Genomic DNA, 19,276 nt, shown 5'->3' on the forward strand with positions numbered 1-19,276 from the left:
TGTTTATGAAAGTGTATTATTCATGAGCGAATAAAGAATAACCTGCTGCGCACAATTAGCTAAAGCAGCAAATATCCTTCATGACGCAATAACCACTCTTTACGACCCACGCCCCCGGCATAACCTGTCATGGTGCCATTTCTGCCAATCACACGATGACACGGCACCACCACACTCACCGGGTTGGAACCATTCGCCGCACCGACTGCCCGGGCTGCACCTGGCCGCCCAAGTTGCTCCGCTAATTGCCCATAATGCATCACCTGGCCGCATGGGATAGTGCGCAGTGTTTGCCACACTTCCCGCTGAAACGCAGTACCTGCCGTGGCGGTAGGCAACGTTTCAATCACCGCTAAATCACCGTCAAAATAATCGTGCAACTTATCGCTCAACCCATCCGGATTAGCGCAAGCCACGCGCTGATAACCGCTGACACCATAATGAAGACCCAGTAATTGCACCATTCTGTCGCTATGTTCTTCCCACTCTACGGCGCGCAAATGGTATTGCTCGTCGCAGATAATCCATAGCGGGCCTAATGGCGTCACGATCTTGTCTTCTAACAGTGTCAGCATGCTGTGCTCCGGTTAACTGAGATGCGGGTAAACCCCTGGCCCAATAGGCAAGCCAACAAGATACCACGCTACCAGTAGCAGCAACCAGACAGCCAAAAAGATCAGTGGATAAGGTAAGACGAGAGAGTAATACGTCCCTAATTTGGCATCGGGTTTATAGCGTTGCAGGAAACCTAAGAATAATGGAATAAACGGCGAAACCGGAGCCAACGGGATAACCGAAGAGTCTGCGACACGGAACAGGATTTGCGCAAACGCCGGGTGAAAGCCCAACATCATGAACATCGGCACGAAAATAGGCGCCAGAATAGACCAGATAGCCGAGCCGCTGGCGATAAACATACATAAAAACGATGACAGTAGCGCCAGGCCAAGAAACGCCGGAATGCCATTCAATCCTGAGCCTTCCAGCACATCGGTCAGTCCGACCGCCATAAACTTGCCCATGTTGCTCCAGTTGAACATCGCAACAAATTGCGCCAACGGGAACACCATCACGATGAAACCGGCCATCTCCTTCATTGGTTCAATCATTAACTGCGGTAAATCCGCCTGCTTGCGTATCTTTTTGGTGGCGATGCCGTAGGCCAGCGAAATGATAAAAAAGAACAGGATAATCAGCGGCACGATCCCGCTTATAAAAGGTGAAGGAATAATAGTGCCTTTCACCGGGTCGCGCAGTAGACCATTTTCCGGCACCAGCAGCAGGGCGATAACCGCCACAAACAGCAATGACACAATCCCAGTAACACGCAAACCAAAGCGTTGTACATCGTCGAGTTGCTGAAGTTTTTCTTTGTTTTCGCCTTGCCAGCTTCCCAAACGCGGCTCGACGATTTTGTCGGTAATCAGCCCACCAACAATTGACAGCACAATCACCGATGTCGCCATAAAGTACCAGTTATCAATCACGCTCACGTGCATCAGCGGGTCGATGGTGTGAGCGGCTTCGGTACTGATGCCCGAAAGCAGCACATCTGTGGTCACAATTAACAGATTGGCAGTAAAGCCACAGCCTACACCGGCAATCGCCGCCAATAAACCGGCCACGGGATGGCGACCCACGGCGAGGAAAATCAGCGCGCCCATTGGCGGCATGATGACCAACGCAGCATCGGATGAAATGTGGCTGAAGAACGCGATAAACAGCACCATGTAACTGGCATATCGAGCGCTAACATGCGAGGCCATCTTCACCATCAGGCTCGGTAACAGGCCGACGCGCTCCGCCAGCCCGGCACCTAATACCAGGGCCAGAATGGCCCCTAACGGCGCAAAACCGCTGAAGTTTTTAATCACATTGGGCAAAAACCAATGCACCCCTTCGGCGCTTAACAAATTTTTGACCTGTACCAGGCTGCCATCTGCGGGATTACGCACCCCGACATTGAATGCCGAAAGCACGGCGGTGCTCACCGATAAAATGACAATCAAATAGACGAATAGCAAAAAAGGGTGCGGGACTTTATTGCCAATTTTCTCGACAAGGCCGTACAGCTTGCCAGAGCCGGAGGGCGTGGGTAGGGACGAAAGACTCATAGACGGGCCTCTATCGGTTGCGATGTTGTGTTTTATGTCATTATTTTAAAGGTGACGGTGTCACGCCTTCCGGGATCGGACACTGATACGGGCGTTCAGCGAGTTGTGCGTGCAACTCACTTTGGCAAGCTTCCAGTGTCTGCGGCTGGGTGAACAATTGCAGCGCAGTCGCTGCCATCACTTTGCCGGCGTGCAGCATCCCTTTGTGTGCAATCGACGTGCGTCCCTGGCTCACCAGTTGCCAGGTGTGCAGCGGGGTGCCGACGGTAAAGCACGGGCTAAAACATTGCGCGACCGGCACCTTCCAGCTGACATCACCCACATCGGTGGAGCCTGGGAGGATTTTGTCATTTGCGGCATACGGCGCAATTTCGTCAATCAGCAACGTATCGCGATGGCGACCAGCAAACGCTTTTCCCTCTTCATTCGAGGTGTTAGCAATATTATTTAAGCTGTTTTGCAGGTCATTTTCGCTCAATGTGGCGCGGATTTGTCTGGCAAACGCGATTTCTTCTGCGCTCCATTCAGGTACGCCAAGAGCTTGCAGGGCCTGATACATCACGTTTTCTAACTGGCGGTTAGGCAGGTAATTCGAACAGGCTTTATCAAAACGCACATTCACTGTGGTTTCCGTCATCAGCGCGGCACCTTCAGCAATTTTATTGATGCGCTCAAAAATATGCTGCGCCTGTGCCATTTCCGGTGCACGAATCAAATACAGCACTTCGGCTTGCGCCTGCACCACGTTGGGCGAAATCCCACCGGCATTGGTGATGGCGTAATGCACGCGGGCTTTTTCAATGATGTGCTCGTTGAGGAAGTTGCTGCCGGTGGTCATCAGCGTGACGGCATCTAACGCACTGCGGCCAAGATGTGGCGAGTTTGCGGCATGTGCCGCAATTCCGTGGAAGCGATAAGCCACCTGAATATTGGCCAGTGAACTGGTGCTAAACATTCCGGCGTAAGCTTCCGGGTGCCAGGTAACGGCAGCGTCAACATCGTCAAACAAGCCTTCGCGCACCATAAACGTTTTACCGGAACCGCCTTCTTCGCCAGGGCAGCCGTAGAAACGCACTGTTCCGCCTGAGCCATACTGTTCAAGCCAGTTCTTCACCGCTACCGCGCCTGCAAAGGCCGCCGTACCCAGCAAATTGTGGCCGCAACCATGGCCGTTAGCACCTTCAGCCAATGGATTTGGAGCGGTTTCCCCTGAACACTGGCTTAAACCAGCGAGGGCATCATATTCGCCGAGCAGCGCGATAACCGGTTTTCCGGAACCGAAACTGGCAACGAATGCGGTTTCGATATTGCCCGCGTTGCGCTCGACGCGAAAACCTTCTGCTTCCAGGGCGCAGGCCAGGCGTTCAGCAGACCAGTGCTCTTCAAAACGGGTTTCCGGATGATCCCAGATATCATCGGCAATCGCAGTAAACTCGCCGCGTTTGGCTTCAATTACGTCATCAACAAACTGGTAAATTGCGCTCATCACACACCTCGCTGCCAGGGGAAATTAAGTGCCAGGCGCGCCATGGTAGCCACGGCAATTTCCATCACTTGCTCGTCAAAATCGAACTTCTCGTTATGGTGTCCGGCGCTCAATTCGGTGCCGAATACCATATATGACGCTTTCCCGCCTTGTTCCTGCACCCGCGCCATCATTAATGTGGCATCCTCAGAACCCGCCGCACCTTTCACGGTATCGACAACTTCGCTGACGCCATTCACTTCAAGCACTTGTTGATGGATAAACTCAACCCATTCTGGCGACGGCACACTGTTGGTCGCAGCACCCATCAAACGCACCTCGGCTTTGATGCCGTACATCGTCGCGATACCCTGAATAATCTCTTGCGAGCGTTCAAACACGTAGTCGTTAATCACGTTGGTTTCGCCACGCGTTTCCACTTTCAGCAACGCTTGCGCAGGCACCACATTGCGCCCACTGCCAGCCTGTAAAACACCGACGTTGACGCGCGAAGCTCCCGCACTATGCGGAGCAATACTGTGCAATGCCAACGCGGTTTGCGTGGCGGCGAGCAGGGCGTTGCGGCCTTCTTCGGGTTTACCGCCCGCATGTGCGGCGACGCCAGTAAACTCAACATCAAATTTGGTGGTCGCCATAAAGTTGTCGCTGCCACACACCACGGTGCCGAGCGGGATGCCGGTGCCGATATGAATCGCGGTAAAATAGTCGATATTATCAAGTGCACCTGCAGCAACCATCGCACGAGCGCCGCGCGTGCCTTCTTCCGCAGGCTGGAAAATAAGTTTGATAGTGCCGTTAAGCTGGTCGGCAAACTGCTGCAATACGGTGGCGAGCCCCAGCCCGATGGCTGTGTGCCCATCGTGACCACAGGCGTGCATCATTCCGGCGTTGCAAGAGGCAAAACCCTCGGCAAATGGGCGATGAACCGGTTGCAACATTTCGCCTAAATCCAGCGCGTCCATATCCACGCGGAAAGCCAACACCGGCCCTGGACGGCCGGTTTCCAGCGTCGCTACAATACCGGTGAATCCGCCAGAAAAATGCGGTAACCATTGTTTAAGTGCGCCTTGTTCCAGCGCACGTTGTTCTTCACGCACCAGCACTTCTGCTGACGGTAGACCCATACGTGCCGCGTCATCTACCACGTCACGCCCCAGCGCTAACTGATAACCTAATTGATGCAGCACTTCGGCGACATGCGTGGCGGTGCGAAACTCAAGCCAGCCGGACTCGGCAAAGTGGTGAAAGTCACGCCGCCAGTGCTGCATGCGTGGTGCTAACTCATGAACTGCCCATTCTAATTGCGACATACCCCATCCTGTTCTGTGATCAAGTTCACGTGGTGATAGTTTTTACTTATCACTCAGCGATTTCTGTAAGTTTTCGCCGTCGTAGGATTACCCTGGCACAAGAGTTTGAATTACAGTAGATGCCAAAATCTTTCGGTTGATAGCCAATGGTTATCAGGGGGCGCTGTGACCTTCCAGGTAAAGCTTCATCAGATTCGTGCGTTTGTCGCTGTGACGCAAAATGGCAGCATTCGTGGTGCCAGCCGGGCGTTAAATATGTCGCAGCCCGCGCTGACAAAATCGATTAAAGAATTAGAGGAAGGGTTATCGGCGCGGCTGTTTATCCGGCGCAGTCAGGGTGTGGCATTGACCGAATGCGGTGAGAGTTTTTATCAGCATGCGCAGTTGATTCTCGAAGAGTTACGCGCCGCGCAAGAAGATATTTTGCAACGTCAGGGGCAACTGGCAGGGCAGATCAATATTGGTATGGGCGCGAGTATTTCGCGCACACTGATGCCGCCAGTTATCACCTCGTTTCACCAAAAACACCCGCAGGTCAAAGTGCGCATCATGGAAGGGCAACTGGTTTCGATGATCAACGCGTTGCGCCAGGGCGAACTGGATTTCACCATCAATACCTATTACCAGGGGCCGTACGATCACGAATTCACCTTTGAACGGCTGCTTGAAAAACCCTTTGCGGTGTTTGCCCGTGAAGGCCATCCGGCGATTAATGCCACCTCATTAAAAGAGTTACTGCATTACAACTGGACGATGCCCACCCCACGTGGCAGTTATTACAAACAACTGGAAGAAATGTTCCAAAAACGCTCAGAAATCCCCACCGTCAGCGTGGTTTGCGAAACGTTTTCTGCCTGTATTAGCCTGGTAGCACAAAGTGATTTTTTGAGTATCTTGCCCGCAGAGTTGGGCCAGGATCCGTTGCTGGCGCACCAGTTAAAGCAGATACATGTCACCGAAACGCTGCCACAGGCAACTTACTATTTGATTCAGCGGCGCGATGCAACACCGGCACCGCTAACGGTGGCGCTAATCAACCAGTTTCGTCGCCAGTGCCGTTAAACGGGCGTTGAGCCACGGCACATCGGCGGTTATAGTGACTCCAGAATTAAGCCTGGACCAGGAGGAATTGCCCATGAGCCTTGACGAAAAATCGCTGTTTCTTGACGCCATGGAGGATGTCAAACCACTGAAAGATTGCCAAAGCAGCCAGTGGTTGAAACCGGTGAAAGAGAAGGTGGTGCAAAAGCTCGATACCATGCAACTTGATAACTTCCTCACTACCGATTTTCTGGAAATTATTCCGCTCGCCATACAGCTTGAATTTAAGCGCGAAGGGTTGCAAATTGGTGTGCTGGATAAACTGCGACAGGGTAAATATAAACAGGAAGCCAGCCTCAACCTGATTCGTCAGCCGGTCGAACAATGCCGTCAGTTGCTTTTTGCTTACATTCAGCAAGCCAAAAAAGACGGGCTGCGTAATTTGCTGATCGTTCATGGCAAAGGACGCGAAGATAAATCCCACGCCAATATCGTGCGCAGTTATGTTGCCCGCTGGCTGGCAGAATTTGAAGAAGTGCAGGCTTTTTGTAGCGCGATGCCCCATCACGGCGGCAGCGGTGCATGCTATGTGGCGCTTAAAAAATCTGAGCAGGCAAAAGTCGAAAACTGGGAACGCCACGCAAAACGCAGCCGTTAAACATTCTTTGGTGGATGACGCTGCGTTTATCCACCCTACAAAACCTTCTGAAACCGCGATTTACCCGCCACATCTATTTCAACAATAACGACAACTCCTGCGCTGCTTCCTGCAACTTAGGCAACACACGGTTGAGCAACTCTTGCGATGAAACCTGCCCGGCGTGAACGCCGACGTTAAGCGCCGCTACCACCGCGCCATCTGGGTTAACCAACGGAACGGCAATCGAACGCAGCCCCATTTCCAGCTCCTGATCGTTAAGTGCGTATCCTTGCTGGCGCACGCGTTTTAACTCTTCGCGCAGTTTGCTCACCGAATCCACCGTTTGCGGGGTGTAGCGAATCATGGTGATACGCCCAAGAAAATCATTCAGCTGTTCTTCTGGCAAATAACTCAACAACACGCGTCCCATTGACGTCGACCACGCGGGCAGGCGGCTACCAATATCTAAATCAATGGTCATGATGCGCGAGCTGGAAGCGCGGGCGATATACAGAATATCGTCACCATCCAGCGTGGCAATCGAGCAAGACTCATTGAGCATTTCACTTAGATGTTTCAGCACCGGCTGGGTGGATTTCGCCAGCGGCGTGGAGGCCAGATAAGCGTGGCCGAGCGCTAAAATCCGTGGCCGCAATTGGTAATACTTGCCATCTTCAGCATAGACAAAACCCAACTTGCCCAGGGTGTACAAACAACGGCGCACCGCCGCACGAGGGATCCCTGTTTTTTGGCTGATTTGTGAAATAGACATCTGCCGACGCTGCGGAGTAAACGCCTGAATCACTTCCAGCCCACGCGCCAGTGACGCCATAAAATTAGGATCGCCCTTAAACGGATCGCCATCACCCGCTGCCAGTTCTTCACGTTGAATTTCCATTCTGTTCTCCTGAATGTTCGTTGTTGATCACGCTGTTGATCACACTCTGCAAACAAACATACATGATGTTCGATAATCGCACCATATTTCGATTATCGCCCTTGACCAGCTTCGTTAACGGGGTCACATTTTGTTCGAACAACGCAATCTTGTGCGAAATGCGCACCCCCAGGAGAAACGTGATGATCAACAAAAGTGTGGCTTCGCTTGAAGAGGCCGTCGCCGGAATTTTCGACGGGGCAACCATCATGATTGGTGGCTTCGGCACCGCAGGCCAGCCAACGTATCTTATCGATGCGCTGATTGCTCAGGGCGCAAAAAACCTGACCATTATCAACAACAACGCCGGTAACGGTGAAGTCGGGCTGGCGGCACTCCTGAAGGCCGGACGGGTGCGTAAAATGGTCTGTTCTTTCCCGCGCCAGGTGGATTCACAGATTTTTGATGACCTGTATCGCCGTGGTGAAGTTGAGCTGGAACTGGTGCCACAAGGTAACCTGGCGGCGCGTATTCAGGCCGCAGGTTCAGGTTTGGGTGCGGTATTCACGCCAACCGGTTTTGGAACGCCGCTCGCAGAAGGTAAAGAAACGCGGGAAATCGATGGCCGCCACTACGTGCTGGAATACCCATTAAAAGCCGACTTCGCGCTAATCAAAGCTTATGAAGGCGACCGTTGGGGCAACCTGGTTTATCGCAAAGCGGCACGTAATTTTGGGCCAATTATGGCCACCGCCGCGACTGTCACCATTGCTGAAGTCAGCCGCGTGGTGCCATTGGGTGAACTCGACCCGGAACATATCGTGACGCCTGGGATTTTTGTCCAGCGCCTGGTCGCCGTCGAAACCTCACTGGCACAGAGCGCATAAGGAGCTAAAACGTGAAAAAACTCACCCGCGATGAAATGGCAAAACGTGTTGCCCGCGACATTCCCGAAGGCGCTTACGTTAACCTTGGCATTGGCTTGCCCACGCGCATTGCCAACTACCTCCCGGCAGATAAAGAAATCTTCCTGCATAGCGAAAATGGCTTGCTGGGCATGGGGCCGAAACCGGCTGAAGGGGAAGAAGATCCCGAATTGATCAACGCGGGGAAAGAATACGTCACCCTGTTAACCGGCGGCTGCTTTTTCCACCACGGCGACTCCTTCGCCATGATGCGCGGCGGGCATCTCGATATCTGCGTGTTGGGGGCTTATCAGGTGTCTGCCAGCGGTGATTTGGCGAACTGGAGCACCGGTGCTGTGGATTCCATCCCGGCTGTCGGCGGGGCGATGGACTTAGCTATCGGCGCGCGCCAGGTATTTGTGATGATGGATCACCTCACGCGTGACGGCGAATGCAAACTGGTAGAAAACTGCTCTTATCCACTCACCGGAATTGGCTGTGTGAGCCGCATTTACACTGACCTTGCAGTGATTGATATCACTGAAAAAGGGCCAGTGGTACGTGAAATCTTTAACGGCCTGTCATTTGAAGAATTACAACGTATTACACCGGTCACACTTGGCTTTGAACAACTGGCAGAAAGCGCGTAAGGAACTATGATGAATCAAGCATTTATCTGTGATGGAGTGCGTACTCCTTTTGGTCGATTTGGTGGCACACTGTCAGGCGTACGTAGCGATGATTTAGCCGCGCTGCCGCTGAAAGCACTGATGGAGCGCCACCCGAACGTTGACTGGTCGGCGGTCGATGACGTGATTTATGGTTGTGCTAATCAGGCGGGTGAAGATAACCGCAACGTGGCGCGCATGGCGTTACTGCTGGCGGGAATGCCGGAAACGGTTCCCGGCACCACCATCAACCGTTTGTGTGGCTCAAGCCTTGATGCGCTAGGTGTGGCAGCGCGGGCGATTAAAAGTGGTGAAACACAGTTGATGATTGCCGGTGGCGTCGAAAGCATGTCGCGTGCGCCGTTTGTGATGGGCAAAGCGGAAAGTGCATTTAGCCGCAGCATGAAGATGGAAGACACCACCATTGGCTGGCGTTTTATCAACCCGCTGATGAAAGCGCAATACGGCGTTGATGCAATGCCAGAAACGGCAGAAAACGTCGCGACTGATTTCAATATCAACCGTGAAGATCAAGACGCTTTTGCGTTACGCAGCCAGCTTCGCACCGCACGCGCGCAGGAAATGGGCATTTTTGACGATGAGCTAATTCCCGTTTCCATCGCGCAACGTAAAGGCGACGCGCTGTTATTTAACCGTGACGAACATCCGCGTTCTACCTCGATTGAGTCGCTGGCAAAACTTAAAGGCGTGGTGCGTGCAGACGGCACCGTCACCGCCGGAAATGCCTCGGGGGTTAACGATGGGGCTTGTGCTTTGCTGTTAGCCAGTGAACAAGCGCTAAATATCCACGGTTTACAGCCGCTAGCGCGTGTCGTGGGCGTGGCAACCGCCGGAGTCGCACCGCGTATCATGGGCTTTGGCCCGGCACCTGCGGTGCGCAAAGTGCTGGCACAAACCGGGTTAACTCTCGCGCAGATGGATGTGATTGAATTAAATGAAGCCTTTGCGGCGCAAGCACTGGCGGTAATGCGCGACCTTGGCCTGCCGGATGACGCAGAACATGTTAATCCGAACGGAGGAGCCATCGCGTTGGGGCATCCGTTGGGTGCTTCTGGTGGCCGCCTGGCGATGACCGCCGCCTGGCAACTGAAGCGTAGCGGCGGGCGTTACGCACTGTGCACCATGTGTATTGGCGTTGGTCAGGGAATTGCACTAATTATTGAACGCGTTTAAGGAGCAGGCATGACACTGTTTAACCCGATGTTGCGTGCATCACCGTTGAGCGAAATCTTCAGCGACCACAGCACGTTACAAGGAATGCTGGATTTTGAAGCGGCGTTAGCGCGGGCGACAGCGCTTTGTGGCGCGATCCCCGAATCGGCAGTGCAGCCGATTGCCGTACAGTGTCAGGTCGATAAACTGGACGTGCAGGCGTTAGCTCAGGCGGCTGCGGGCGCTGGAAACCTGGCGATTCCGCTGGTGAAACAGCTCACCGCCTGCGTCAAACAGCATGACGAACAGGCCGCGCGTTATGTTCACTGGGGCGCAACCAGCCAGGACGTGATTGATAGCGGCCTGGTTTTGCAACTACGTGCGGCGCTCGTTGCCAGTGAAGCATTGCTTGGGCAATTAATCAGCGCGTTAATCGAACAAATCCAGCGTCATCAACATAGCGTGATGCCAGGCAGAACCTGGATGCAACACGCATTGCCGATAACGTTTGGTTTGAAACTTGCGGGCACGCTCGATGCGTTACTGCGCTGGCAGCAACGTTTGCATGAAATGAAACCGCGCGTGTTAGTGCTGCAATTTGGCGGTGCCGCAGGCACGCTGGCTTCGCTAAAAGAGCAGGGCATCAACGTTTCACTGGCTCTGGCAAACGTGCTGGCGCTGAACCAGGCCGATACACCGTGGCACAGCCAGCGCGACAGATTACTGGAAGTGGGGGCGTGGTTCGCCGGTGTCAGCACCACACTCGGCAAATTTGCCAATGATTTTTCATTACTGATGCAAACCGAAGTGGCTGAAGTGGGCGAACCGATTGCCGAAGGGCGCGGCGGTTCTTCCACCATGCCCCATAAACGCAATCCAGTGAGTTGTGCGGCGATCCTGACCGCAACCACCCGTATTCCTGGGCTAATGGCAACACTCTACGCCAGCCAAAATCAACAACATGAAAGAGCACTCGGCGGCTGGCAGGCCGAGTGGGAAACCCTTCCCGAACTGATTACGCTGAGCGGTGGCGTGATGCAAACCGCGCTGGATTTAATCGGCGGGATGCAGGTCAACGCAGAAAAAATGCGTGCCAATCTGGATATCACCCACGGCCTGATTATGGCGGAATCGGTCACGCTGGCGTTGGCGACATCACTTGGCAAACAGGCGGCGCATCATCTGGTGGAACAACTTTGCCATCGCGCACTGGATGAAAACCAGCCGCTTGCGGCTTTGCTCGCACAACACCCACAAGTCGCGTCATATCTATCTTTGACACAAATCGAACATCTGCTCGACCCGCAACAAGCCCTTGGTAGCAACAACACGTTTATCAACCAGGTTTTGGCGCGGGCGGCACAACAAAACAGGGAGCTAGTATGAGCCATTATTATCAACTCGAAGGGCCGAGCAGCGCGCCGGTGGTGGTGTTATCAAACTCACTGGGCACCACATTTGAGATGTGGCAACCACAAATGGCGGCGCTGCTGGAAAACTTCCGAGTGCTGCGTTATGACACGCACGGCCATGGGCGCACACGCAAAAACGAGAAAACCACGCTGCCACAGTTAGCGGAAGACGTGCTGAGTGTGATGGATGATGCCGGAGTCCAGCAGGCGCATTTTTGTGGGATTTCAATGGGCGGATTAACGGGGTTGTGGCTGGCACGTTTTGCCCCCGAGCGTTTTCTTTCGGTGACGGTAGCCAATAGCGCGGCAAAAATCGGCGAACAAAACGGCTGGCTGGAACGAGCGCGTACTGTGCGCCACGAAGGGATGTCGGCGATTGCCAAAAGTGCACCATCGCGCTGGTTTACTGACGATTTTGTCAAACACCACCCTGCGCAAGTTGATGCGCTGTGCGCAACACTTGGGCAAATCAACCCTGAAGGTTATGCCTCCTGTTGCGAAGCGTTAGCCGCAGCCGATCTACGTGGTGAAATTGACGCTATTACAGTGCCGATGCAGTTTATTGCGGGTGCCAACGACCCCGTTTGCAGCGTGGCAGACAGCGAATTTATGCACCAGCAGGTTCACGGTTCTCATCTTGTGACGCTTAAAGCATCGCACCTTTCCAGCATTGAAGACGCCCACGGCTTTAACGTCGCACTACTCAACTTTATTCAACAGGACGACTGACATCATGAAGGATGAAGATCATTACCAACAAGGAATGAAAGTGCGCCGCGAAGTGCTGGGTGATAAGCACGTCGACCGTACATTGACGCAGCTCACGCCGCTTAATGAAGAGTTCCAGAACTTTATTACCCGTTATGCCTGGGGGGATATCTGGACACGTCCAGGGCTTGAGCGCCATACCCGCAGTATGATAACCATCGCGATGTTGATTGCGTTAAACCGTGAAGCTGAGCTGAAAATGCACCTGCGCGCGGCGTTTAACAATGGTGTGACGCGTGATGAACTCAAAGAGTTGATTATGCATTCGGCGCTGTACTGCGGATTGCCCGCCGCCAACGCCACCATGCATCTGGCTCAGCAGGTGTTTGATGAGCTGGACACCGCCGGTTAATTCATGTCGGATGACGCTAACGCTTATCCGACCTACGAAAACAGTGTTGTAGGGTGGATAAGCCATAGGCGTCATCCACCATTTTTCACCCCGGAATCGATTTGCGAATCGACGCCAACAAAATTTGCGCACCCGGCGACAACGGCGTATCGACACGCGTCAAAATACCAATCGGTTCGCCCGCACCCTGAGTGGTGACCGGCAACGACGTCAGAGTTCCCTGGCGTAAATCCTCTTTCACCGCGCACGACGGCACAAACCACACGTAGTTGTAATCCACCGTCAACTGGCGAGAAAGCGAAGCGGAAAGCGTTTCTACACAACTCGTAGACATCTTACAGCCCTGGCTGGCAAGCAAGGCTTCGGCATTTTGTCGCGGAATAGTGCCTTTCGGGGAAACCACCACCGGCCACTCCATCACTTTACTCAGCGTGATGTTCTCTTGCAGCAGCGGGTGACCCGGCCGCACCACCAGTTTTAATGACTCGAGGAACAACAGCTCATAATTCAGCCCGGTCATCAATTCCGGGTCGGACATTCTGCCGATACCTAAATCCAGCTCACCCGATTTCAGCCCCGATAACAGCATGGTGTTATTCATGGTCGCCACTTGCAGCGTGACATCACTTTGTTGCTTATGAAACTGGCCGATAACTTTTGGCAAAATCCCCAGCGCCGCCGTGGGCAGCGCACCCACGCGGATAACAGACGTGCTTTTGCCATCTTTCTGAGTGAGTGATTGCCCTGCGTGATTCAACGCATCCAGCACCTTAACGGCATGTGTCAGGAACTGTTCGCCCATCAGCGTCATTTGCGCGCCCAGACGTCCGCGATCAAACAAACGCGTGCCGGTTAGCTGCTCAAGTTCATTAAGCGTCTTTGATAAAGCAGGCTGGCTTAGATTAAGAGTCTCAGCTGCGCGCCCCAGCGTTCCCTGTTGAGCGACAGCTACGAAAGTATGAAGATGGCGCAAGCGAATGCGCTGACTGAACAAACCGTTTTTTTCCATAACCTGATGTTAAAAACAGACCCGACGCGCTGACAAGATAAGTTGTTTAATTTTGATAACTTGCTAGCAAAAATTCATTAACAATTGATTTGTTTTGATAACAAAGGGTGAGGGTAATAAGGGTTAGGGTGGATAAGCGCTCGCATCATCCACCCGTTTTAATCTGAACTTACAAGTCAAAAAACACCGTCTCCCGCTCCCCCTGTAAATACACATCAAACGTATACACCACCTCGTCGCCACGCTGCTCGCGCTTGCCAATCAACGTCTTACGGCGCACTTCCCACTCAATCAAATTCAGCACTGGATCGGTCTCATTCGCCGCTTGCTCGTCGGAAAAATACATCCGCGTATTCAGGCCGATATTTATCCCGCGCGCCACAATCCACAGATTCAGATGGGGAGCCATCATACGCCCATCACGGCCAGTCACTGCACCGGGTTTGATGGTGTCAAAACGCCACACGCCGCTGTCGAAATCTGAACACGTGCGGCCCCAGCCACGAAAATCGTCATCCAGTTTTTTATCCGTTTGCTGGTCGGCGGGGTGGTTGTAACGCCCGGCAGCATTGGCTTGCCACACTTCCAGCAACACATCGCGCACCGGCGTGCCGGAACCATCAAACACCCGGCCTTCAACGATAATCCGCTCGCCCTGGGTATGCGAGTTCGTCAGCACATGGCTAAAATTTTTCTCAAAAATGTTAAATCCCGCTGCTTGCGGAGCCAGGCCGATATGGACATATGGGCCCGCGGTTTGCGAGGCGGTTTCCGCTAAATAATCTTTCATCACACGGCTCCTTGGGTGCGGTTTTCAAACAACGTAGCGCGGTGGCCGCGTAACACTAAATCAAAACGATAGGCCAGGCTGTCGAGCGGGACGGCCGCATGGGTATCCAGCTCGGCAATCAAGGTGCGGATAGCATCATCGTTATTAATCGTTTTCACAATCGGGCACTGTTTGATCAGCGGATCACCTTCAAAATACATCTGGGTAATCAGACGTTGGGCAAAGGATTCGCCGGAGAGCGAAAAGTGGATATGTGAAGGACGCCAGTCGCTGGCCTGGTTACGCCATGGATACGGGCCGGGCTTGATGGTGCGGAAAAAGTAATAGCCATTTTCATCAGTCAAAACGCGCCCACAGCCGCCAAAATTAGGGTCGATTGGCGCAAGATACTTGTCTTTTTTATGGCGATAACGGCCGCCAGCATTGGCTTGCCACACTTCCACCAGCGTGTTTTTCATCGGGCGGCCAAAACCATCACGCACATAACCGTGCACGATAATACGTTCACCAATTGGCAAACCGTCTTTGGCGTAATTCATGATCAAATCGTTATCCAGCGGGTCGAGATCTTTCACGCCAAATATCGGGCCAGTGATTTCAGATAGCGAGTTTTGCAGTGAAATCAACGCATTTCGCGGCGAGCGCAGCACGCTGGTTTTATACCCCGGCGCGAAAGCCGGAGGATGGGAATCGTAATTGCGATGGACAAGTTCTTTCGACATTGGGAACTCCAGGCAGAGGGTGATGTTTTATTTATTAAGTACCGTCCCATGCAGTCTCGGTTAATGGCTTGTTAAATTAAAGTGAATTTAAGTGCCGCCAATCATAACCTTTAGCTATGAAAGTCGTTGTTAGCATTACTTCTGATATTGGCCTGTAGAGTCGATCACAAAACGAAAATTCTTCGCCCAAAACCGCTGCGCAACATTCTACGCTTTCAGCAATATTCACTGGAGATACGACATCATGGCGAACAACATCACGGCTGATGATATTCGGGAAAAATTTTCGCACGCTATGTCGGCGATGTACCAGCAAGAGGTGCCGCAGTACGGAACCTTGTTAGAGTTAGTCGCCGACGTGAATCTGGCGGTGCTGGAAAATAATCCGGATCTGCAACAACAGCTTGAAAATGCCGACGAACTGGCACGCCTGAATGTTGAGCGCCACGGCGCGATTCGGGTGGGAAAAGCAGAGGAACTGGCAACCTTACGCCGCGTGTTCGCGGTGATGGGCATGTATCCGGTCGGCTATTACGATCTCTCTCAGGCGGGCGTTCCGGTGCATTCCACGGCATTTCGTCCGGTTGACGATGCGGCGCTGGCGCGTAATCCGTTCCGCATTTTCACCTCGTTATTGCGTCTTGAATTAATCGAAGACCCAGAACTGCGAAAGACCGCTGCGGCGATCCTCGCAGAACGCGATATTTTCACGCCGCGTTGCCGGGCATTGCTCGACATTTTCGATGAACAGGGCGGATTTAACGAAGCGCAAGCCGACGAGTTTGTCACGCAGGCGCTGGAAACCTTCCGCTGGCACAGCCACGCCACAGTCGATGCGCAGACTTATCAGGCTTTCCACCAGCAGCATCGCCTGATTGCCGATGTGGTCTGTTTCCGGGGTTGCCACATTAACCACCTGACGCCGCGCACGTTGGATATCGACCGCGTGCAGGCGTTGATGCCGGAATATGGCATTGCGCCGAAAGCGATTATTGAAGGGCCACCGCGCCGCATGTTCCCAATATTGTTGCGCCAGACCAGTTTTAAAGCGCTTGAAGAACCGATTATTTTTGCTGGCGTCCATCATGGGACGCATACCGCGCGCTTTGGGGAAATTGAGCAGCGAGGTGTTGCGTTAACCCCGAAAGGGCGCGCGTTGTATGACGAGCTACTTAATGAAGCGGGCAACGGGCAGGATAACTTTAGCCACCAGCAACATTTGCAGGAAATTTTCACCCGACTGCCAGACAGCGAGACGCTGATGCGCTGCCAGGATTTGGCTTATTTCCGCTATCGTTTAACGCCAGTAGGGGAAACGCACCGCCAGTCGATTAAACCCGGTGATGATCCGCAGCCATTAATTGAACGTGGCTGGCTGGTGGCACAACCGATTATTTATGAAGATTTTCTGCCGGTCAGTGCGGCTGGGATTTTCCAGTCGAATTTGGGTAGTGAAGGCGGCCAACGCAGCCACGGCCATTCCAGCCGTGTCGCGTTTGAAGAAGCGCTGGGCGCGCCGGTTGCCGACGAATTTGAACTGTATCAGCAGGCAACTGACCGCAGTAAAAAGCGTTGCGGATTAATGTAATCCGCGGAGTTACGCGCAGAACGGGCAGGGGTGTAAACGTATTCTTCACCTCAGCCCGCAGCGTTTTCAATTCAATACCCTCACCTAAATCATTCGCTTAGGCATTTAGTAAACTGGTGGTTAGCCCAATTTGCTGCCTGTGTGCGGTTGGTGACTGATATTTTCTTAAAGATATTATAAATATGTGTTCTGACAGTGTGTTCGCTAATAAAAAAGTTGTTAGCGATTTGCAAGTTTGATCCCCCCTTACAGAGTTCACTTAGTATTTCATATTCCCTTTCAGTGAGATCTTTAATACGTGGGGAGCCTGTGGGTATATTTTGTGATTTTTTCGATAAGTATCTTTTATTCATTCCTGGCAATGATTTTTCTGCCTTACTAATCAAATTGAGTAGCGATTCAGTGGGGCAATCGCGGGATATCATCGACTCAAAGAAAGGCCAGGAAATCTTTTCATACACTGAAAGGGATGTTGGGCAATTAATCAGATAACCACGAAAATGGCCTTCGCTACGATTAAATAATCCAGACCACCGTTTGCTGGCGCGTCGACTGGATGCCTGAACATCATACAGAACAATCGATTGCGTAATGGCGTCGGGTGTAAATGATTGGTTTATATCAAGAAAAATAACGGAGGCATCACTTTCTTGTGTCAAAAAATTCAGTAACAGTTGGCTTTGTAACGATCGATTGGTTATCAGATAGACTTTTTTTCCATGTCGCACACAGGCAGGCTCCTTTTAAATGGGTCATAACCGAACTTGGGCGGGAATATATTGACATCGCGAGGGGAGTGTTTGGCTTTTTGTGCAGAGTGATAGGTCGATTATTTCGAGTAAACCAACAGGGTTTAGTGATGACTTTCATCTTTCATCTTCCATCCTCATTGCCTTGTCATTAGGTTCATGTTTAAAGAAATACGTTTAATATATTATATACATGGCATATTAAATTTTCATAATAACCAGTAGGCGCAAGCCTGGTGTGAAACTCGAAATATTGAGCGCCACATCAATGTTACTATTCTCAGAGATATTGAATCTCTAAATGAGGAAGGTATTATGAATAAAATTACACTTATTTCTTTAATTGCATGTGCATTGGCAGCACCATCTGTGATGGCAGAACCATCTGGGCCTGTTGGGGGGGTAATAAAATTCGACGGGCTCGTTGTTGCAAACTCATGCATCATAGACAATGGTGATGAAGATAAAACAATTAAATTGGCACATGTAATAAATACAGAAATCAATTCAGATGATGCTGTAAAAGTAAAAGATTTTTCCATCAAGGTTAAAAATTGTTACGTTGCTAATAATGCAGCACCTGAGCTTTATTGGAGCTACGCAGGAAGGGTGGATTCTAAGGGGTACATGTTACACCGGGATGAAAACTCAGGGAGTAATGCCGCTCTGGTATTAATGAATAGTTCAGGTGGAAAAATCGATATGCGTAAATCAGGGGAAGGATTTACTCCAGGTGAAATTAATCGTGGTAATTATTCGCATGGAGAGAAATTAACCTATAACTTTAAGGTGGGTTATATTAAATCTTCTGACTTGAGCAACGACCTTGTCACGCCAGGTCCTATTTTGACACAGGCAAACTATACCGTTCAGTATAAATAATTACAAAATGCCATAGTGCTTGTTGCTATGGCATTAACTCTAACAGAGGTTTAAATGAAGGTTTTAACTTCATTATTAGCACTACTATGTGCATTTAATGCCTGTGCCAATAACATTATCGTTAATGGTACGCGTTTTATCTATCCCGAGAATACCAGTGAAATTACGGTACAAATGACCAATACAGGAAGAACGCCTTCATTAGCGCAGATCTGGCTGGATGAAGGTGATGCGGAAGTCGTACCTGAAGCGATTACCACCCCCTTTATTATTTCACCACCGATTGTGCGCGTCGATGGCGGGAACGGCCAGTCAGTAAGAATTAAGAAAATTGCCGACCACGTTATTACCGTTACCGATAGAGAGTCACTGTGGTGGCTGAATATACTGGACATCCCTTCGGTTGATAAAACTAAAATAGTTGATAATGCAGGAATGTTAAATCTTGTTATTCGTTCGCGATTTAAATTTTTCTGGCGCCCAGTCGGGTTAGGGGAAAGAAGTGGGGCGGAGAACAAGTTAACACTACAGGTCAAACACAATGGCCTTACGTTAATTAACCCGACTCCATTTTTCCTGACGGTTTCAGATATTCGCACGCTGTCAGATAAGGGAATACTGGAAGATAGCGTGATGATCGATCCTAAAAGCAGTAAAGATGTATTAATAAAGCAGAAAGTCAAAGAGGGAGAGCCTCTGTTACTTAAGGCCGTAAATGATTATGGCGGTGAGGTGGAAATCAAAGTTGTGGCGAAAAAATAAAAAAAGGAACCAGTATGCTTTGGTGTAA

At 51.6% G+C, this 19,276-nt stretch carries 20 protein-coding genes; 11 read left to right on the forward strand and 9 right to left on the reverse strand.

Features of this window, described 5'->3' with window-relative positions; all coding sequences use genetic code 11:
* Window positions 1–59 precede the first annotated feature (59 nt).
* The 4 genes from ogt to EC843_RS00470 are packed head-to-tail and all read right to left on the reverse strand — an operon-like array spanning window position 60 to window position 4,910.
* Window positions 60–575: a methylated-DNA--[protein]-cysteine S-methyltransferase gene (gene ogt / locus EC843_RS00455; RefSeq protein ID WP_064547177.1), complete on the reverse strand. Its 516-nt coding sequence runs from the start codon at window positions 573–575 to the stop codon at window positions 60–62.
* 12 nt (window positions 576–587) lie between these two features.
* Window positions 588–2,114 (reverse strand): p-aminobenzoyl-glutamate transporter, encoded by a 1,527-nt coding sequence (gene abgT / locus EC843_RS00460; RefSeq protein WP_064547174.1) that lies wholly within the window; start codon window positions 2,112–2,114, stop codon window positions 588–590.
* Between the two features lie 40 nt (window positions 2,115–2,154).
* On the reverse strand, window positions 2,155–3,600 hold the full coding sequence (locus tag EC843_RS00465) for a M20 family metallopeptidase (protein WP_064547172.1): 1,446 nt from the start codon (window positions 3,598–3,600) through the stop codon (window positions 2,155–2,157).
* The gene (locus EC843_RS00470; protein ID WP_133521360.1) at window positions 3,600–4,910 is read right to left on the reverse strand and encodes a M20 family metallo-hydrolase; all 1,311 of its coding nucleotides are present in this window, start codon (window positions 4,908–4,910) and stop codon (window positions 3,600–3,602) included. Before EC843_RS00470 ends, EC843_RS00465 begins: the two co-directional genes overlap by 1 nt.
* A gap of 165 nt (window positions 4,911–5,075) precedes the next feature.
* Here EC843_RS00470 and EC843_RS00475 point away from each other — a divergent pair, with 165 nt between their 5' ends.
* Together EC843_RS00475 and smrA are read left to right on the forward strand one after the other, a co-directional pair.
* Window positions 5,076–5,972 (forward strand): LysR family transcriptional regulator, encoded by an 897-nt coding sequence (locus EC843_RS00475; protein ID WP_064547168.1) that lies wholly within the window; start codon window positions 5,076–5,078, stop codon window positions 5,970–5,972.
* 73 nt (window positions 5,973–6,045) lie between these two features.
* Window positions 6,046–6,609 carry a DNA endonuclease SmrA gene (gene smrA / locus EC843_RS00480; RefSeq protein ID WP_133521361.1) on the forward strand — a complete coding sequence of 188 codons (564 nt, stop codon included), beginning with the start codon at window positions 6,046–6,048 and terminating at the stop codon, window positions 6,607–6,609.
* Window positions 6,610–6,682: 73 nt separating this feature from the next.
* Here smrA and EC843_RS00485 read toward each other — a convergent pair whose 3' ends face one another.
* A complete protein-coding gene (locus EC843_RS00485; protein WP_121813349.1) occupies window positions 6,683–7,489 on the reverse strand; it encodes an IclR family transcriptional regulator C-terminal domain-containing protein in 807 nt (268 codons plus the stop codon).
* 182 nt (window positions 7,490–7,671) lie between these two features.
* Here EC843_RS00485 and EC843_RS00490 point away from each other — a divergent pair, with 182 nt between their 5' ends.
* From EC843_RS00490 to pcaC, 6 genes are read left to right on the forward strand one after another with little or no spacing between them, the layout of a single operon-like run.
* Window positions 7,672–8,355, forward strand: a complete 684-nt coding sequence (locus EC843_RS00490) for a 3-oxoacid CoA-transferase subunit A (protein WP_064547162.1) — start codon at window positions 7,672–7,674, stop codon at window positions 8,353–8,355.
* Between the two features lie 11 nt (window positions 8,356–8,366).
* The gene (locus EC843_RS00495; protein ID WP_064547160.1) at window positions 8,367–9,023 is read left to right on the forward strand and encodes a 3-oxoacid CoA-transferase subunit B; all 657 of its coding nucleotides are present in this window, start codon (window positions 8,367–8,369) and stop codon (window positions 9,021–9,023) included.
* 9 nt (window positions 9,024–9,032) lie between these two features.
* Window positions 9,033–10,235 (forward strand): 3-oxoadipyl-CoA thiolase, encoded by a 1,203-nt coding sequence (gene pcaF / locus EC843_RS00500; protein ID WP_133521362.1) that lies wholly within the window; start codon window positions 9,033–9,035, stop codon window positions 10,233–10,235.
* A gap of 9 nt (window positions 10,236–10,244) precedes the next feature.
* Window positions 10,245–11,600: a 3-carboxy-cis,cis-muconate cycloisomerase gene (locus EC843_RS00505; protein ID WP_133521363.1), complete on the forward strand. Its 1,356-nt coding sequence runs from the start codon at window positions 10,245–10,247 to the stop codon at window positions 11,598–11,600.
* Window positions 11,597–12,355 (forward strand): 3-oxoadipate enol-lactonase, encoded by a 759-nt coding sequence (gene pcaD / locus EC843_RS00510; RefSeq protein WP_133521364.1) that lies wholly within the window; start codon window positions 11,597–11,599, stop codon window positions 12,353–12,355. Before EC843_RS00505 ends, pcaD begins: the two co-directional genes overlap by 4 nt.
* Before the next feature lie 4 nt (window positions 12,356–12,359).
* Complete coding sequence (gene pcaC, locus EC843_RS00515) at window positions 12,360–12,746, forward strand: 4-carboxymuconolactone decarboxylase (RefSeq protein WP_133521365.1); 387 nt, start codon at window positions 12,360–12,362, stop codon at window positions 12,744–12,746.
* An 85-nt stretch (window positions 12,747–12,831) separates the two neighbouring features.
* Here pcaC and pcaQ read toward each other — a convergent pair whose 3' ends face one another.
* The 3 genes from pcaQ to pcaH all read right to left on the reverse strand — a co-directional run bounded on the left by pcaQ (window position 12,832) and on the right by pcaH (window position 15,267).
* Window positions 12,832–13,755 (reverse strand): pca operon transcription factor PcaQ, encoded by a 924-nt coding sequence (gene pcaQ, locus EC843_RS00520; RefSeq protein ID WP_133521366.1) that lies wholly within the window; start codon window positions 13,753–13,755, stop codon window positions 12,832–12,834.
* Window positions 13,756–13,924: 169 nt separating this feature from the next.
* On the reverse strand, window positions 13,925–14,545 hold the full coding sequence (pcaG, locus tag EC843_RS00525) for a protocatechuate 3,4-dioxygenase subunit alpha (protein ID WP_064547147.1): 621 nt from the start codon (window positions 14,543–14,545) through the stop codon (window positions 13,925–13,927).
* Entirely contained in the window at window positions 14,545–15,267 is a 723-nt protein-coding gene (gene pcaH, locus EC843_RS00530) for a protocatechuate 3,4-dioxygenase subunit beta (protein ID WP_133521367.1), read from the reverse strand. Before pcaH ends, pcaG begins: the two co-directional genes overlap by 1 nt.
* Before the next feature lie 244 nt (window positions 15,268–15,511).
* Between pcaH and EC843_RS00535 the strand changes: the two genes are divergently transcribed.
* Complete coding sequence (locus EC843_RS00535) at window positions 15,512–16,855, forward strand: VOC family protein (RefSeq protein WP_133521368.1); 1,344 nt, start codon at window positions 15,512–15,514, stop codon at window positions 16,853–16,855.
* Between the two features lie 89 nt (window positions 16,856–16,944).
* On the opposite strand, the gene EC843_RS24990 is transcribed toward EC843_RS00535, so the two are convergent.
* Window positions 16,945–17,583, reverse strand: a complete 639-nt coding sequence (locus EC843_RS24990) for a LuxR C-terminal-related transcriptional regulator (RefSeq protein WP_347813632.1) — start codon at window positions 17,581–17,583, stop codon at window positions 16,945–16,947.
* Between the two features lie 336 nt (window positions 17,584–17,919).
* Here EC843_RS24990 and EC843_RS00545 point away from each other — a divergent pair, with 336 nt between their 5' ends.
* Together EC843_RS00545 and EC843_RS00550 are read left to right on the forward strand one after the other, a co-directional pair.
* On the forward strand, window positions 17,920–18,486 hold the full coding sequence (locus tag EC843_RS00545) for a fimbrial protein (protein WP_064547141.1): 567 nt from the start codon (window positions 17,920–17,922) through the stop codon (window positions 18,484–18,486).
* Window positions 18,487–18,540: 54 nt separating this feature from the next.
* Window positions 18,541–19,248 carry a molecular chaperone gene (locus tag EC843_RS00550; protein WP_064547139.1) on the forward strand — a complete coding sequence of 236 codons (708 nt, stop codon included), beginning with the start codon at window positions 18,541–18,543 and terminating at the stop codon, window positions 19,246–19,248.
* Window positions 19,249–19,276 lie beyond the last annotated feature (28 nt).

Source organism: Buttiauxella sp. JUb87, from assembly GCF_004361975.1.
Classification (GTDB): Bacteria; Pseudomonadota; Gammaproteobacteria; order Enterobacterales; family Enterobacteriaceae; genus Buttiauxella; species Buttiauxella ferragutiae.